The 15,579-nt window shown below is 52.9% G+C and carries 18 protein-coding genes; 2 read left to right on the forward strand and 16 right to left on the reverse strand.

Translation table 11 applies throughout. From position 1 onward, the window contains the following. Positions 1 to 19: 19 nt before the first annotated feature. The 7 genes from MY052_RS10095 to pabB form a co-directional block, all read right to left on the reverse strand. Entirely contained in the window at positions 20 to 508 is a 489-nt protein-coding gene (locus MY052_RS10095) for a hypothetical protein (protein WP_248538728.1), read from the reverse strand. A gap of 294 nt (positions 509 to 802) precedes the next feature. After that, positions 803 to 1,282 carry a hypothetical protein gene (locus tag MY052_RS10100; RefSeq protein ID WP_248538729.1) on the reverse strand — a complete coding sequence of 160 codons (480 nt, stop codon included), beginning with the start codon at positions 1,280 to 1,282 and terminating at the stop codon, positions 803 to 805. 23 nt (positions 1,283 to 1,305) lie between these two features. Further along, positions 1,306 to 1,797, reverse strand: coding sequence for a hypothetical protein (locus MY052_RS10105; RefSeq protein ID WP_248538730.1), 492 nt, complete (start codon positions 1,795 to 1,797; stop codon positions 1,306 to 1,308). 289 nt (positions 1,798 to 2,086) lie between these two features. Further along, complete coding sequence (locus MY052_RS10110; protein ID WP_248538731.1) at positions 2,087 to 2,575, reverse strand: hypothetical protein; 489 nt, start codon at positions 2,573 to 2,575, stop codon at positions 2,087 to 2,089. 23 nt (positions 2,576 to 2,598) lie between these two features. Then, positions 2,599 to 3,156 carry a hypothetical protein gene (locus MY052_RS10115; RefSeq protein ID WP_248538732.1) on the reverse strand — a complete coding sequence of 186 codons (558 nt, stop codon included), beginning with the start codon at positions 3,154 to 3,156 and terminating at the stop codon, positions 2,599 to 2,601. A 220-nt stretch (positions 3,157 to 3,376) separates the two neighbouring features. After that, positions 3,377 to 3,955, reverse strand: a complete 579-nt coding sequence (locus tag MY052_RS10120; protein ID WP_035891628.1) for a CoA pyrophosphatase — start codon at positions 3,953 to 3,955, stop codon at positions 3,377 to 3,379. 2 nt (positions 3,956 to 3,957) lie between these two features. Further along, the gene (gene pabB / locus MY052_RS10125; protein WP_248538733.1) at positions 3,958 to 5,313 is read right to left on the reverse strand and encodes an aminodeoxychorismate synthase component 1; all 1,356 of its coding nucleotides are present in this window, start codon (positions 5,311 to 5,313) and stop codon (positions 3,958 to 3,960) included. Between the two features lie 90 nt (positions 5,314 to 5,403). Here pabB and MY052_RS10130 point away from each other — a divergent pair, with 90 nt between their 5' ends. Continuing rightward, positions 5,404 to 5,589 (forward strand): YoaH family protein, encoded by a 186-nt coding sequence (locus MY052_RS10130; RefSeq protein WP_035891624.1) that lies wholly within the window; start codon positions 5,404 to 5,406, stop codon positions 5,587 to 5,589. 40 nt (positions 5,590 to 5,629) lie between these two features. After that, on the forward strand, positions 5,630 to 6,325 hold the full coding sequence (locus MY052_RS10135) for a phosphodiester glycosidase family protein (protein ID WP_411815157.1): 696 nt from the start codon (positions 5,630 to 5,632) through the stop codon (positions 6,323 to 6,325). Between the two features lie 69 nt (positions 6,326 to 6,394). Here the strand turns inward: MY052_RS10135 and MY052_RS10140 are convergent, their stop codons facing one another. The 9 genes from MY052_RS10140 to MY052_RS10180 form a co-directional block, all read right to left on the reverse strand. Further along, complete coding sequence (locus tag MY052_RS10140; protein ID WP_035891621.1) at positions 6,395 to 6,715, reverse strand: AzlD domain-containing protein; 321 nt, start codon at positions 6,713 to 6,715, stop codon at positions 6,395 to 6,397. Then, positions 6,705 to 7,457, reverse strand: a complete 753-nt coding sequence (locus MY052_RS10145) for an AzlC family ABC transporter permease (protein WP_248538735.1) — start codon at positions 7,455 to 7,457, stop codon at positions 6,705 to 6,707. Before MY052_RS10145 ends, MY052_RS10140 begins: the two co-directional genes overlap by 11 nt. 168 nt (positions 7,458 to 7,625) lie before the next feature. Next, positions 7,626 to 8,636 (reverse strand): type I glyceraldehyde-3-phosphate dehydrogenase, encoded by a 1,011-nt coding sequence (gene gap / locus MY052_RS10150; protein ID WP_248538736.1) that lies wholly within the window; start codon positions 8,634 to 8,636, stop codon positions 7,626 to 7,628. Positions 8,637 to 8,714: 78 nt separating this feature from the next. Then, on the reverse strand, positions 8,715 to 9,695 hold the full coding sequence (locus MY052_RS10155; RefSeq protein WP_123652015.1) for a GlxA family transcriptional regulator: 981 nt from the start codon (positions 9,693 to 9,695) through the stop codon (positions 8,715 to 8,717). A 60-nt stretch (positions 9,696 to 9,755) separates the two neighbouring features. Then, positions 9,756 to 11,633: a flagellin N-terminal helical domain-containing protein gene (locus MY052_RS10160; RefSeq protein ID WP_248538737.1), complete on the reverse strand. Its 1,878-nt coding sequence runs from the start codon at positions 11,631 to 11,633 to the stop codon at positions 9,756 to 9,758. Between the two features lie 125 nt (positions 11,634 to 11,758). After that, positions 11,759 to 12,136, reverse strand: a complete 378-nt coding sequence (locus MY052_RS10165) for a hypothetical protein (protein ID WP_248538738.1) — start codon at positions 12,134 to 12,136, stop codon at positions 11,759 to 11,761. A gap of 122 nt (positions 12,137 to 12,258) precedes the next feature. Then, entirely contained in the window at positions 12,259 to 13,506 is a 1,248-nt protein-coding gene (locus MY052_RS10170) for an MFS transporter (RefSeq protein ID WP_248538739.1), read from the reverse strand. A gap of 140 nt (positions 13,507 to 13,646) precedes the next feature. Further along, on the reverse strand, positions 13,647 to 14,546 hold the full coding sequence (locus MY052_RS10175; protein WP_248538740.1) for a L,D-transpeptidase family protein: 900 nt from the start codon (positions 14,544 to 14,546) through the stop codon (positions 13,647 to 13,649). Between the two features lie 201 nt (positions 14,547 to 14,747). Then, entirely contained in the window at positions 14,748 to 15,512 is a 765-nt protein-coding gene (locus tag MY052_RS10180; protein WP_202217782.1) for a class I SAM-dependent methyltransferase, read from the reverse strand. Positions 15,513 to 15,579: the final 67 nt, after the last annotated feature.

Genomic DNA, 15,579 nt, shown 5'->3' on the forward strand with positions numbered 1-15,579 from the left:
GTCTCTAATAGTCTTTCAGTTAAAACTCAAATCTGACAATTGTGTCAGGGACTTGGATTCTGGCTCCGCGAACGCCGAAAATTGTCAATGCATTTTTTAAAGACGAGATGATCTCAATATACTCTTTTTCATTATTTATTTCTGGTGAGATAGATGATAGCTGCCAGATGATAACAAATGGCAAATTATGAATATTCGGGCTGCTATCCTGTGACTTTTTAAGTTTAAACTCATAATTTTTCCCTTGGTAATGCAATACAAATACACGCACTCCTGTGGGCTCTGGATAACCGGAACGACTATTTTCATAACTATCTATTCCACCGACATACATGAGCCAAATATTCCTTTCCCGATCAATAGTGAGGCAAGGTCTGGCAGAACCGTCAAGGCGGGCCTCAGGCCATTTGCGATTGCCCGGCCCCAGGTCACAGGCGTTATAGACATTGTCCAGATCAAATTTTTGGATCTCTTTTTCATCGGTAATAAATTCATTCACAAAACCCATATTATTCACCTCATTAAAACATTTCATTAAAACAATAAGTATCAGTATATTAATATACATAGGATACATGGTTCTCTGCTTTCTTTATATCGTAGAAAATCGCGTACGTCATGAACTATTATTTACGATAACGATTTTTTCTTTGCACGTTAAGCCCTGGTGTCGCTAGTCAACATCGCAGGATAGGGAAGTTTGCCATGCTAAAGATATCTGGTGTGGGGGGATGATATTGCGTGTATCTACTAAAGCTCAGATCAAGGATTCATTCAGAGGAAAGAGATTTGTTAACGAGGACTATGCAACGGCGCCAAATACCCGAGTGGGGTCGGTGTTCATGCCGACAAGCAGACGGACTTCACCGGTGGTTTCCGCAACAAAACGCTGGGAAGTGATATCCCATGCACCGTTGGGCTGGCGGACACCATCGATAATTTCGCCGTAGAGGAATTGATTGGATTTTGAACCAAACTCATCTGGAATATCACCGAAAATAGAAAATAATGTATTTTTAAATGCACTACTTTCCATGAATGCACTTGCTGCTGTTTTATCAATAAGACGTATATCAGGATTATCTTTTAAACCATTGACTATATCTGATGATCTGATGGTATTCATATTACCATCAGATGTTTCAACTTCACCTAAAGCCCCTCTGTAAAGTACCGTTGTATTGCCAGTACAACTGACGTCGAGTTGATATAATAGTTTCCGTAACTCTGCTTCAGTAGTGATAGAGCTCAGCAGATTGTTTGCCTGTCTTGTCGTTAACATATCCCTGTCCTCATATCCTTTAATTAAAATTCAAATCTGACAATGGTGTTTGGTCTCTGAATATTTGCACCAAGAATTCCAAAAACCTCTAGCGCTTCTTTCAGTACAGACATGAGTTGTTTTTTTTCTGTGCTTTCCTCTATTTCAGGAGGAAGGGAGACAAGCTGCCAGATTACAATTCGAGGTGATTCAGTATTGAAATTACGCGTTCCACTCTTTGATCTTTTAAGTCTGAACTCATAGTTTTTTTCTGAATAATGGAGAATAAATACACACACTCCCGTTGGTTCAGGATAGCCAGTCCGACTATTTTCATAGCTGTATACCCCACCAGGGTGCATGAGCCAGATATTTCTCTCCCGATCGATAGTGAGATTCGGTCTGTCAGAACCGTCAAGGCGGGCCTCTGGCCATTTCCGATGACCCGGTCCCAGGTCACAGGCGTTATAGACATTATCCAGATCAAATTTTTGGATCTCTTTTTCATCGGTAATAAATTCATTCACAAAACCCATATTATTCACCTCATTAAAACATTTCATTAAAACAACAAGTATCAATATATTAATATACGTATGATAAATTGTTCTCTGCTTACTTTATATCGTAGAAAATCGCGTACGTCATGAATTATTATTTACAACAACGATTTTTTTTGCTCGCTAAGTCCTGGTGTCGCTAGTAAATATCGCAGGATAGGGAAGTTTACCATGCTAAAGATATCTGGTGCGGGTGTGATGATATTGCGTGTATCTACTAAAGCTCAGATCAAGTATTCATTCAGGGGAGAAAGAAGAGATTTGTTTACGAGGATAACGCAACGGCGCCAAATACCCGAGTGGGGTCGGTGTTCATGCCGACAAGCAGACGGACTTCACCGGTGGTTTCCGCAACAAAACGCTGGGAAATGATATCCCATGAACCGTTGGGCTGGCGGACACCATCGATAATTTCGCCGTAGAGGAATTGATTAGATTTAGAGCCAATCTTATATGGGTTATCAGCAAAAATAGAAAGTAATGTATCTTTAAATGCCTTGCTTTCCATGAATTCACTTGCTTTAGTTTTATCAATAAGACGTATATCAGGATTGTCTTTTAAACCATTGACTATATCTGATGATCTGATGGTATTCATATTACCATCAGATGTTTCAACTTCACCTAAAGCCCCACTGTAAAGTACCGTTGTACTGCCAGCACAACTGACGTCGAGTTGATATAATAGCTCCCGTAACTCTGCTTCAGTAGTGATAGAGCTCAGCAGATTGTTTGCCTGTCTTGTCGTTAACATATCCCTGTCCTCATATCCTTTCGTTAAAATTCAAATCTGACAATGGTGTCTGGCATTTGATATCTTGCGCCGAGAATCCCAAAAACCCCCAGCGCTTCTTTCAATACCGACATCAGTTGATTTTTATCTTTGTTCTCCTTGATTTCAGTAGGAAAAGAGACAAGCTGCCATATAACAATTCGAGGTGATTCATCACGATAATTGCACGTGCTATCATTTGAACATTTAAGTCTGAATTCATAATTTTTTCCCGAATAATGGAGGATAAACACATACACTCCGGTCGGTTCAGGATAACCACTACGACTATTTTCATAACTATGTATAACTCCAGGGTGCATCAGCCAGATATTTCTCTCCCGATCGATAGTGAGATTAGGTCTGTCAGAACCGTCAAGGCGGGCTTCTGGCCATTTCCGATTACCCGGTCCCAGATCACAGGCGTTATAGACATTGTCCAGATCGAATTTTTGGATCTCTTTTTCATCGGTAATAAATTTATTCACAAAGCTCATATTATTCATCTCGCTAAAATATTTAATTAAAACAATAGATATCGATAAGGTAATATGGCGCGACATCGTATTTTATGCTTATGTTATATCGCAAAAAATCGTTCTCGTCGTGATTTATTGCTTACGATAAATACAATATAGTGGTGAATATATACTGATTGATAATTGATCTACTGTATAGTGGTTACCACTATTGCCGAGGTGGGGTTTAACTATTATGTTCACAATAGTAACCGCCAGCGGCATCGCGCTGGCGAAAATAATCTCTATTTGAATTGGTGGACGCTCAGGGTTTAAGGCCCACCTGTAGCGCCAGCTCACGAATAATGCCAGCGGTCATGCCCCAGACAAAATAGTGCTGATACCACGAGAGCCAAACGCGATGCTCATTGCCACGGCGGTGAATATCGAGCGGGTGATAACGCCCCAGACGCAGCGCTTCGGCAAGCGGCATTTCAAACACCGACGCCACTTCATCTTCACTGGCGTGATAGTGCAGATCCGGTGGGATCACCCCGAGCACCGGCGTAACCTGAAAGCCGGTCACGCTGTCGACCGGCGGCAGCACGCCGATGATATCCACGCACTCCGGAGGAATGGCGACCTCTTCCTGCGCTTCACGCAGTGCGGCGGCAATCAGCGAGGCATCGGTGCTGTCTACGGCACCGCCGGGGAAGGCCACCTGGCCGGGGTGTTTGCGCAAACGCGCCGAGCGCTGGGTCAGCAGCAGGCCCGGCTCGGGGCGGCGAACAATGGGCACCAGTACCGCCGCCTGTCTGGCGTTTAATGCTGCCCGCGCGGTCTGCGGGCGAAGCAGCTGAAAGCGGGAGAGGAAGTCATCCAGGTTCAGCGCGGGCTCTTGCATTGTCAGGACTCCAGTTGTTGAAGGATTCTATTCACTTTATCAAATGTTTCCTGATATTCCGCATCTTCGTCGCTGTCGGCGACAAGGCCGCCGCCCGCCGAGCAGTAAAGCGTGCCGTCCGAGGCCGTTACCGTGCGAATGGTGATGCTGGTATCCATGTTGCCGCAGGCGCTGACATAGCCGATGCTGCCGCACCAGGCGTTACGGCGATGGGGCTCCAGCTCGTCGATAATTTCCATCGCGCGAACTTTTGGCGCGCCGGTAATTGAGCCGCCGGGAAACGCGGCGCGCAGCAGATCGGTAGCGTGCAGCGTCGCTGGCAGCTGTGCGGTGATGGTGCTCACCAGATGATGTACCGCCGGGAACGGTTCAACGACGAACAGCTCCGGCACGCGTACACTGCCCGGGACGGCGACGCGCCCGATGTCGTTGCGCATCAGGTCGACAATCATCAGGTTTTCTGCACGATCTTTCGGCGAGTTGGCCAGCCGCTGGGCCTGCTCGGCGTCAGCCTCTGGCGAGCCCAGACGCGGCAGGGTGCCTTTAATCGGCCGAGTCTGAATGCAGCCCTGCTCGAGCTGAATAAAACGCTCGGGAGAAAGGCTAAGAATGGCGCTCTCATCAAGACGTAAAAACGCGCTAAACGGCGCACGATTCGCGCGGTTGAGTTCCACAAAGGCCGCCCATTCGTCGCCGCGATAGCGCGCCTGAAAACGCTGGGCGAGGTTCACCTGATAGCAGTCGCCGCTGTGCAGATAGGCCTGCACCTGGCGAAACTTCTCGCCGTATTGCTCGCGGGTCATGTTCGACTGCCAGCCAGAGGTGAGGGCGAACGGCTCGGCGACAGGGGCAATCTGTTGTTCCAGCCAGCGTAAGCGGGCCTGAATATCGCCGTGGCAGAGCAGCGTTACCGCCTGGCGTTGATGATCCACAATCAGCGCCCAGTCATAAAGCCCAACGGCCATATCCGGCACGCTCACATCCTGCCGCGCCTGGTCGGGCAGCTTTTCAAAGCGACGGCCCAAATCATAACCAAAAAGACCAACCGCACCGCCGGTAAACGGAATGTCGGCGAGGGGAGCGGTCGAGATGTTAAGCCGTTCAATGGCCTGCTGCAGCAGCGCGAGCGGGCAGTCACCGGAGGCCTGTGTTTGCCCTGCTTGGGTGATGAGGGTGCTATCGCCACGGGTTACCAGGGTCTGGCAAGGGTCGGCCACCACGATATCGTAACGGCTGTGCGGGTGGTCCGCGAAGCCTGAGTGCAGCATCATCGCCCAGGGCGATGCGTTTAACGGGGCAAAGTAGTGTTCGGCGGCATCCTGTCGCCAGGGAAGCGTCATCGTTGAAGGGGGTAACATTGTTTCTCTGTCCAGCCTTGTTGCACTGCCACTGGCGAATGTTCGGGCAGCATGAAATAATACGCGCTCACAATGTAGCAGGAGTAAATGATGTTTGCAGGATTACCTTCACTGAGCCATGAGCAGCAGCAAAAAGCCGTTGAGCGCATTCAGGAACTGATGTCGCAGGGCATGGCTAGCGGTCAGGCGATTGCGCTGGTGGCCGAGGAGCTGCGTGCTACCCATACTGGCGAGCGTATTGTCGCGCGTTTTGAGGATGAAGACGAAGACGAATAACGTCATGTCCATTCGTACAATACCGCTGCTGCTGGCGCTGATGGCCGTGCCTTTCGTGGCAGCTGCGGGCAGTTCGTGTCGCCTGACGGACCCCAATCTCACGCTACAAAGCTATACCGCCGATCCCCAGTACGAACGTATTGCCATGTACTGGCTAAAAGCCAACGGTAAAGACTATGGTTCGCTGCGCGCGCTGCTGTCCGACATTAACGGCGACGGTCGCGTGCGGATGGCGATGAACGGCGGCATCTACGATAAAGCCTACGCCCCCCTTGGGCTGTATATTGAAAACGGCCAGCAGAAGGTGGCGGTGAACCGGGCGTCCGGCGGCGGAAACTTCTTTATCAAACCCGGCGGTGTTTTCTACGTTAAGGGCGACCGTGCGGGGATAGTCAGCCTCGACAAACTGAAATCGACGAAAGGCATGGACTACGCGGTGCAGTCCGGCCCGATGCTGATTGAAAACGGCGTGATTAACTGGCGGCTGAAACCGTCGGCAAGTTCACGCAAACTGCGCAACGGTGTAGGGATCACCGCGCAGGGCAAGGTCGTGTTTATGCTGAGCGAGCGGGAAACCAATTTCTATGATTTCGCCTGCTATGCGAAATCGCGCCTGAACGTGCGGCAAATGCTCTATCTCGACGGCACCATCTCAAAGATGTACCAGCAGGGGAGCAGTGTCCCCTGGCAGTACCATCCTTTCGTCACCATGATAACCGTGGAAAAACGCGAGTAGCCTGGACGCGCGCATCGCGCCGATTCCGGGGACTTATCCTCGCATATTACCGCTCGCCTGGTTACGCACCTATGCCAACAAATAGCTTAACCCCATAAACGCCGCCATTCCCGCAATCACCGTCGCAAACAGGCTGCGGCTCAGCGCGCCAATCAGCGTGGCTACCGCGGCCGCCAGCAGTGAAATGCTGATTCCACTGCCGGTTAACGCCGGTTTTCCCACCAGCTCAGCGGCGATAATGGCCGACATAATCGCCGCAGGAATAAAGCTCAGCCACTGCTGCAACGCAGGCGGCATACGAAAACGCGACAGCAGCAGTACCGGCACCACGCGCATTAGCGCGGTTACCCCCGCCGAGAACACAATCGCCAACAGAATATTACGCTCCATCCTGATGCTCCTTTTGCTTAGCAAATTGCATTCCTAGCGTTGCCAGCGTCGCGGCAACAGACGCGGCGACAATCACCACCAGGCTGGTATCGGTATGCCCGGACATGAGCAGCGTAATGATCACGGCCACCGCGATGCTGAAAGACTCCAGCAGCTTACGACGGCTGGCAAACCACAGCATCAGCACCAGGCCGATAAACATCGATACCAGGCTAAAGCTCAATCCTTCCATCAAGGCTTCCGGCAGCGCTGATGCCAGTCCCGCGCCAATCACGCAGGCCAGGATCCAGTTCAGCCATGCCGCAACGTTCAGGCCAAACATCCACGCAAAGGACACCTTATTCTGCGCGCCCGCACGCTGTATCGCGACGCCAAACGTTTCATCGGTCAGCAGCAGACCGCTGACGATTTTCTGTAACGTTGTCTGCTCACGAAAATAGACGCTCATTGCCGAACTCATCAGCAGATAGCGCAGGTTGACCAGCAGCACGCTGAGCACCACTGAGGCGACTTCCGCGCCAGCCGCCCAAAGCGAATAAAAAAGAAACTGCGCCGATCCGGCGTAGAGCAGGCTTGCCAATAGCGCCGTTTGCAGGTTAGTAAAACCGGAAAGGGTACCGATGGCACCGGCGGCGAAACCAATGCTCCAGTAGCCTGGAATGGTGGGGAAGCAGGCGATTACCCCGGCGCGAAACTGTGCCCTGGCCTCATTGCGTGGTGAGGCGGCGGTGTGAGTTAACATCCATCTGTCCTGTGGTTTGTGTGTCGGTCTGACGATGGGCACGAGTGCACCATCTTTTATAAGAAAATCGTATGTATCAGAACAAACAGCATATTACAGGTTTGATGTCGGAGGATAAAAAAATCCACGCGGGGGCGTGGATTTTAGAGGCGATGCCAGAACGTCGGATTAGCTTTCGCGTTTCGCCATCATCACCGCGAGGTCGACGAGACGGTTGGAGAATCCCCATTCGTTGTCATACCAGGCCAGGATTTTAACCATATTGCCGCCAATCACCAGCGTTGACAGACCGTCAATAATGGAAGAGCGCGGGTCGCCCTGGTAATCGCTTGAAACCAGCGGCTCATCGCTATAGCCGAGGATCCCTTTCAGCGGACCTGCCGCGGCGGCCTCACGAAACGCATTGTTCACCTCTTCAACGGTGACATCACGCTCAAGGGTTACGGTCAGGTCGACGATGGAAACCACCGGTACCGGTACGCGCAGCGAATACCCGGTTAAGCGTCCGTCCAGTTCGGGAATGACTTTACCCAACGCTTTCGCCGCACCGCTGGAGTAAGGCACGATTGACAGCGCAGCAGCGCGCGCGCCTCGCAGGTCTTTTTCTGGCTGATCGTGCAGTGCCTGGCTGTTGGTATAGGCGTGGGTAGTGTTCATCAGACCATGTTTGATACCAAAGTGCTGATGCAAAACCTGCGCGGCAGGCGCCAGCCCGTTGGTGGTGCAGCTACCGTTGCTGACGACAACGTGTTTGTCCGGGGAATAGAGTCCGTCATTCACGCCCATCACGATGGTCAAATCCTCGTTTTTACCGGGGGCAGAGATAATCACGCGTTTTGCGCCACCGCTGTGGATATGCACCGCCGCCTTGTCGCGTTCGGTAAAGAAGCCGGTGGCTTCAATGACGATGTCGACCTGCTCCTGGCGCCACGGGATGTTGGCCGGGTCGCGTTCGCTAAACACTCTGATGGGCTTGCCGTCGACCACCAGCCGTCCTTCACCGGCGGAGACCTCTGCGGCGAGGGTGCCGAGCAGTGAGTCGTGTTTCAGCAGGTGCGCCAGCGTTTTGCTATCCGTCAGATCGTTAATCGCCACAATCTGCATATCCGGGTTGCCCAGCGCCGCGCGCAGTACGTTACGTCCGATTCGGCCAAAACCGTTAATACCGACCTTTACCATGATCAACTCCTTATCTGTTGTCTCTGGCATTACTGTAGGCCGGTGGCTATTTGGCGTAAATGACAAAAAAGGATCACTTTACGCCATTTTGCGGCAGTGGAACCGCTGGCGATATTCTCCCGGTGTCAGGTGAAGCTGTTTTTCAAACATACGACGCAGATTAATGCTGCTGCCAAAGCCGGTTTGCTGGGCAATTCTCTCCAGCGTGTCGTTGGTCTGCTCTAGTCTTTGTCGAGCGGCGGCCAGACGGGCTTCAGCAACATAGCGGGCCGGAGATGCACCCGTTTCCCGGGTGAAGACGCGGGTGAAATTGCGTGGGCTCATGGCCACTTTTTCCGCCAGTTTCTCCACGCCAAGGTCGTCGGTGAGATTATCAAGGAGCCAGGCCAGCAGGTCGTTAATGGGGCCAAGCGTGCTGGTTTGTTGGAGGTGGTAGCGGCTAAACTGCAGCTGACTGCCGGGGCGATGCAGGTACATCACAAAATCCTGGGCGATATCGCGCGCCAGGCTGAAGCCGTAGTCCTCTTCAACCAGCGCCAGCGTCAGGTCAAAACCGGAGCTGACGCCTCCGGAAGTCCAGATATTGTCGTCCTGCACATACAGCGGCCCACCTTCCACGCGTACCTGAGGATATTCTGCCTGCAGGGTTTCCAGCAGCTTCCAGTGGGTTGTGGCGCGCCTGCCGTCCAGCAGTCCGCTTTGTGCGAGCAGCATCGCGCCGCCGCAGATAGAGGCGATACGGCGAGTATGGGGGGCGGCAAGACGTAGCCAGTCGACGACGGCAATCCCTTCCTGCGGATTCTGCCCCCTGCCGGTAATGATGATGGTATCAAGAGGTTCCCGCGGGTCTATCTCGTGGAGGCGATGATCGGCCAGCAGATTTAAACCCGACTGGCCGTGGATCACCTGATGCGGTTGAGTGGTTGCCAGCTGGACCTGGTAGCAGGTAGCGGTGGCGTTTTCTGGATGCAGACGGTTTGCCTGCATCAGGATGTCAGCAATACCAGCGGATTCGAACAGCATGCCGCCATCGGGGACGATAATCAGGATTTTCTTCATGTCCTGAAAAGTAGTCTTTTTACAGAATAAGTCAACAGGACATAAGAGGGCGGTGACCCGTTATCCCTGAAGCAGCGACAGTACCGCTTCGGGTTGATGGTTTGATTTTGCCAGCACAGAGTTGCCCGCCTGCTGTACAATTTGTGCGCGAGACATTTGAGAAACCTCGGCTGCGTAGTCAGCATCTTCAATCCGTGAACGTGAAGCGCTGAGTGCTGAAGAGGTGTTGGTTTGTACGTTCTGAATGGACTCAAGACGGTTCATTGTGGCCCCCAATTGACTTCGGCGCTGATCAACCCGAGCAATGGCAGCATCAATCGCCGCCAGCGGGTCGTCAGGCTGGCGAAGCCGAATACCGTCTGCTGTTTCTTTCAGGTTGATGGTCGTCCAGCCTGTAGCCGCATCGGTAGAGGCGGTGTAGCTATTTGGATAATAAATCTGGACTTCACCGCTGCCGTTGAGAGTTTTAATCAGCAGTGTCCCGTCGGTTTGTTTCACCATCGTCGCGGTTTTTCCATCAACGCCGAGGTTCATGATGTAATTGCCATCGGCATCCGTGCTCAGCACATTCGCAAAGGTCCTGCCTGCGTTATCGGTATAGCTGAGCTGCATTTTGCTCGGGTCGAGGGTGATATTCGACGAGCCACTTACGGTGGTGACGGGAGTAAAGGCATTCTGCGAAACTGCGCTATTCGCCTTCACGGTGACGCTTGGTACCCCGCCATCGCTTTGCATCGAGACCGACGCCGCGTAATAGCGATAATCGCCACCGCCATTATCCACTTCCATGTAGTATTGATTTCCGCTCTTGACCAGCCGAGAGGCGCTGGAGATATCCGCACCGCTGTTATCAAGGAAGGTTGGCGTTATGCTGGTTAAATCGACGTCAGGCGTGCTGGTGACCTGGACGGGAGCGTTGAGCGTGGTCAGCGCCGTGGCGTCGGTTATCTTTGCCTGCATCGCACCAGTCGGCCCCCAACTGAGCTCTGCGGCAAAATAGTCAGTGCCTTGCTGGATGTAGTACTTCCCATCGCTATTCACCAGTGCATCTGCTGTGATAGGCGTGTTGGTATCATCCATAAAGGACAGTCCCACGACGGCGCGGGAAGACAGCGTATCGACACCGCTATACAGCGCTGTGGCGGAGGTCGGTATCACGTTAACGTCGGCAGAATCAGTGGCGGTGGTGTAGGTCGCACCATAGGTCGCTGGAAGATAGGTATTTTTACCTTGCGCGTCCGTCGCCTGAATATAAAGTTGTCCGTTATTGTTGCTGCGTACCAGCTGCGCGGAACTGTAGGTGCTGCTTAGGGTAAATGTCACGCTGGTGGATGGATCGCTCAGTGAAATGTTGCTGGCGCTGCCCAACAGCTGGTCGGTTGGCGTCACTTTACCGCTTATCCCGCGAATAACCAGATCGGTCAGACCCAGTTCATTAACGCTAAAGCCCGGCTTACCAAGGAAAAGGCCCATGGTTTCGTTGTCGTTGACGCCGACCTGCAGGGAGACGGTTCCCGCGCTACCATCAAGGACATTTTTGCCATTAAAGCTGGTCTGGCCGTTGAGTCGGGCTATCTCTTTGAGGTTGAGGTTAATCTCGGCCTGGATGCTGTCTGCATCCTCTAAAGAGTAGGTTTCACTCATTGCCTGGACGGAAAGTTCACGGATGCGCTGCAAGCGCTGGTTTACTTCACTCAGTGCACCTTCAGCGGTTTCTGCCATGGAGCGTCCGTCGCTCGCGTTTCTGCGTGCCTGCAGCAATCCCGCTATCTGGCTCCCCATTCGGTTGGCGATCGCTTGCCCAGCAGCATCATCCTTAGCGCTGTTTATGCGTGATCCTGAGGAAAGGCGTTCAATCGACTGCTGTAAAACAGAGCTGTTTTTTAATGCGTTGTTTTGTACGACCAGAGTATTGATGTTGGTGTTGATCCCTGCCATCTTGCGCCCGCATTTTTGATTTTGCTTTTACGGTATATCGTCCGGATGGAAGAAATATTTAGACATAAACATAAAAATCAGCGGGTAATTTGACAAGGGGCGGTGTTAACCCCCGTAATCTTTGATTAAAAGCAGCCCTGTTGGATGATAGGTTTACCTACTGCGACCACGTTATTGGTTTTTGGGTCGACGTTCAGCACCACTGAGCGAATTTGCGGGCAGATAACCTCCATGCTCTGTTTACTGCATTCCAGCTGTAACCAGCGATGCTGAACGCCATCCTCGGTCTGGACGTGATTCAACGCGGGGGCGGGGCTACAGATGAAGCCGTTTTCAGCCACTCTTGCCTTTGCGGCGTTCATATTCAGGCCAACGACATGCAGCGCGTCAACCTCTTTGGCATGCGTACTGTCTGATACACGAGTCAACATGCAGCCAGACAGCGAAGCGATGAGAAGGAGCAACGGCGCAATGCGCAGGAAGGCGAAGTATTGAGTGAGCATCCGGCAATCTTTGTGGGGTGACATCATCATTCACCGTAACGGGTTATCGAGGTGTTACGGCACGCTATCATTGAATCATAGACAATGAAAACCACGCTGCGCCGTTTTTGTACCCGAGGAATTCAGCTATTGACTGCTTTGTGCGGTTTCGCCTGCGCGGCATTATCTAGCCGTCGGATAGCGGGCACCAGGCTCGCGCATACCGTTGCCATAACCACCGCGACCGCAGATACCATCAGCACATGACTGCTGCCAAAACGCATGGCCAACGGGCCAGCAACCAGCTCGCCGAATGGGATAGCCACAAAGGAACCTACTGCATCGTAGGCATATACGCGCGCCAGCTTTTCTGGCGGAATATGCGTCTGCAATGAGTGCGCCCAGGAAACACCGAAGAGGCCAAAAGCCACGCCGGTAACAAAGAAAGCGACAATCAACCACGATGCGCTGACAGCCTGGCTCAGCATAAAAATCGGCACCGCGCAGAGGACAACCAACATCACGCCAATGAAGAGATCCCGGCGCGGACGCCAGCGCAGCGCGAGGAAGGTACCGGCGATAAGCCCAATGCTTTGCGCCGCGACGATCATGCCCCAGCGCGCGCGACCAAAAGAGGCGTCCGCAATGGCGGGACCGAGCACCATCACCACGCCGCTGAACGCCGCATTGACGATGGTGAACTGCACGACGATAGACCATACCCAGGAACGGCTGGCGAACTCTGTCCAGCCTTCTTTTAAATCCTGCAAGATATTGCTTTGCGACTCGCTTGCTTTGATGGCGCTGACCCGAATCAGGGAATAGAGCGGGGCGGCGGCGGCGAAGCCAAGCGCATCAATCGCCAGTCCCCAGCCGGGCCCCACCGAGCTTGCCAGCACGCCGCCCAATGAGGCGCCAATAACCGTACCGCTATAGACGCCAAGCTGAATCAGGGCGTTGGCTTCACGCAGGTTTTGGGCGGGCACCGTTTGAGGAACCAGCGCAGACGACGCCGGTAGAGCAATGCCCGCCGCCGCGCCGTTCAGCGCACCGAGGAGCGCAAGGCTGATGACGGTGGCGGAGCCATCCAGCACCGACCATGCGACAATCCCCTGGGAAATGGCGGCCACAACGGAGGAGTAGACCAGCACGCGGCTGCGTGAATAACGGTCGGCCAGCACGCCGCCGAGCAGCAGAAACGCGACGTTAAAAATCGAACGTGACGCGACGACAATGCCTAAATCGGAGACCGAACCGCCGATATCAAGCACCGCAAAAGCCAGAGCAATTGGGGCAATGCCGTTGCCAAGAACGGTCAGTAAACGCGCCGTAAAAAGATGGCGAAAAACGGGGAAATGCCAGGCTCGAATTTTTTTATTATGCGTCGTCATTGTCGCGGCAACTTCTGGTCTGAAGAATGGGTAAGAGCAAGAGGTCGCAACAGAGTATCGGCAGGTTCAGCGGGGGTAAAGCGGCAGCGCAAAAAAAATCCACGCCGCGACGTGGATTTAGCATGATGCGGTATTCGATATTAATTCAACCTGACCGGCATGCCTGAACGCATCGTCAGCGCCTGTTTGAGAACGGGCTGCTGGATATCCGCCGCCGCTAACGTGGCGTTGAGGGATGCGGGTATCACCGTTGCTTTTGCGGTGCTGGCACCCGATTCAGATAACGGGCTGTGGACTTCGATGTAGCGCGCGCCGTCAGGTTCAACGCTGGCTTTTACAGGCTGATTAACAAACTCAACGCGGGTGCCAACGGGAACTTCGCTAAAAAGTTTTTTCAGATCGTCGGCCCGTAAACGCACGCAGCCGTGGCTGACGCGCAGCCCAATACCAAAATTCGCATTGGTGCCATGAATGGCAAACTGATTGCCAATATACATGGCATACAGTCCCATTGGGTTATCCGGCCCCGCGGGGACGACCGCTGGCAGGATATTCCCTTCGGCGGCAAATTCAGCACGCTCGTTCGGGGTTGGTGTCCAGGTCGGCCCGACCTTTTTCTGTTTCACTGAAGTGACCCAGTGTTCTGGGGTATCGTGGCCAATCTGACCGATGCCGACCGGGTAGATTTCAACCGTACCACTGCCCGCGGGGTAGTAGTAAAGGCGCATTTCAGCGGTATTTATGACGATTCCCTGATGGACGGTGTCAGGTAAAAGTGTCCGTGACGGGAAAGTCAGGACGGTACCCGGTGCAGGTAAATACACATCCACGCCGGGGTTCGCATCCAGCAGGTTACTCATACCGATATGATGCTTTGCCGCGTAGGTCTCCAGCGGCGATTTTTGCCCCTGTGGGATCTGTTCGTATTGGTTGCTGCCGACCAGACTGCCGCCCCCGTTGGGCAGTGGGTAGGTGAGAGCAAATGCGGGCGAGACGCTGAAGGAGATGACCAGTGATACCAGTAATGTGTTAACTTTCATTTGGTTGAATTGTACGACAAATTAGCGTGTCATTGATTGTACTCGCCTGGTATCTGCAACTCCATTGTTTTCGGCGGATAGGGTTACGTACCTCGCCGGCTTGGAATTCATGGGGAGCGGATAGGTAGTTTTAAACGGAAGTCGCCAACCGGCGGCGCAAGTGCCGTTAGACACCGCCGGATGATGGCCGGCGACTCTGCATTATTTGCGCGAACAGCAGGCTATATAGTTTAGCTGGTGGCGGTTGCGGCGAAAGAAGCGAAACATGCCCAAAAAGCGCGTCCGATTCTCGCGGGTGCGCAAAGCGTTAAACAGAATTTTTGCGGCGCGCGCCAGCCCCTCGTCGCGAATCATTCCGGCGGGGGACATCAGAGACATCGCGCCGTGGTGAGTGTCGACCGAGCGGAAACCGCTATCGAGAAAGAGCGTTTTCCACGCCGCCTGGGTCATCGGGCTGACGTTGGATTTCACTATCTCTTCCAGCTGCGCTTGTCCCCGGGTTTCCAGCCGCTCCTGGGTAAACATAATGTCATGCGTCAGCAGGCGGCCGCCCGGTTTAAGCACGCGATAGTACTCGTCGATAAGCCGGGTTTTAGCCTTGTCCACATACATGGTTAGCATGGCTTCGTTGATCACCACGTCGAAAGTTTCATCCGCAAAAGGAAGCTTTGTTGCGTTGGCTTCCATGACCGTAATGTTCTCTCCAAGGCCAGCGGCGGCGATATTTTCACGTGCTTTAGCGAGCGCGTTTTTATCCATATCGACGGCATAGATAGTGCAGCCAAAACGCTGGGCCAGCTCGATAGAAGTGGTGCCCATATTGCAGGCGACTTCCAGAACGGTGCTGTCCGGTGACAGCGCGGACTGATTAAAGAGCCATTCAGTGGCATCAACGCCACCGGGACGCAGCCGGGTTTTCCCCAGACTTGCTAAAAAGGTGTGACCGGCTTTTTCACTTGCGCTCATGGTTTGCTCCTGCCAATAAGATTCATTTAAAATACAACTTATCATATTTGCAAGTTAATGAGAACCA

This window comes from Kluyvera ascorbata, from assembly GCF_023195735.1.
GTDB lineage: Bacteria > Pseudomonadota > Gammaproteobacteria > Enterobacterales > Enterobacteriaceae > Kluyvera > Kluyvera ascorbata.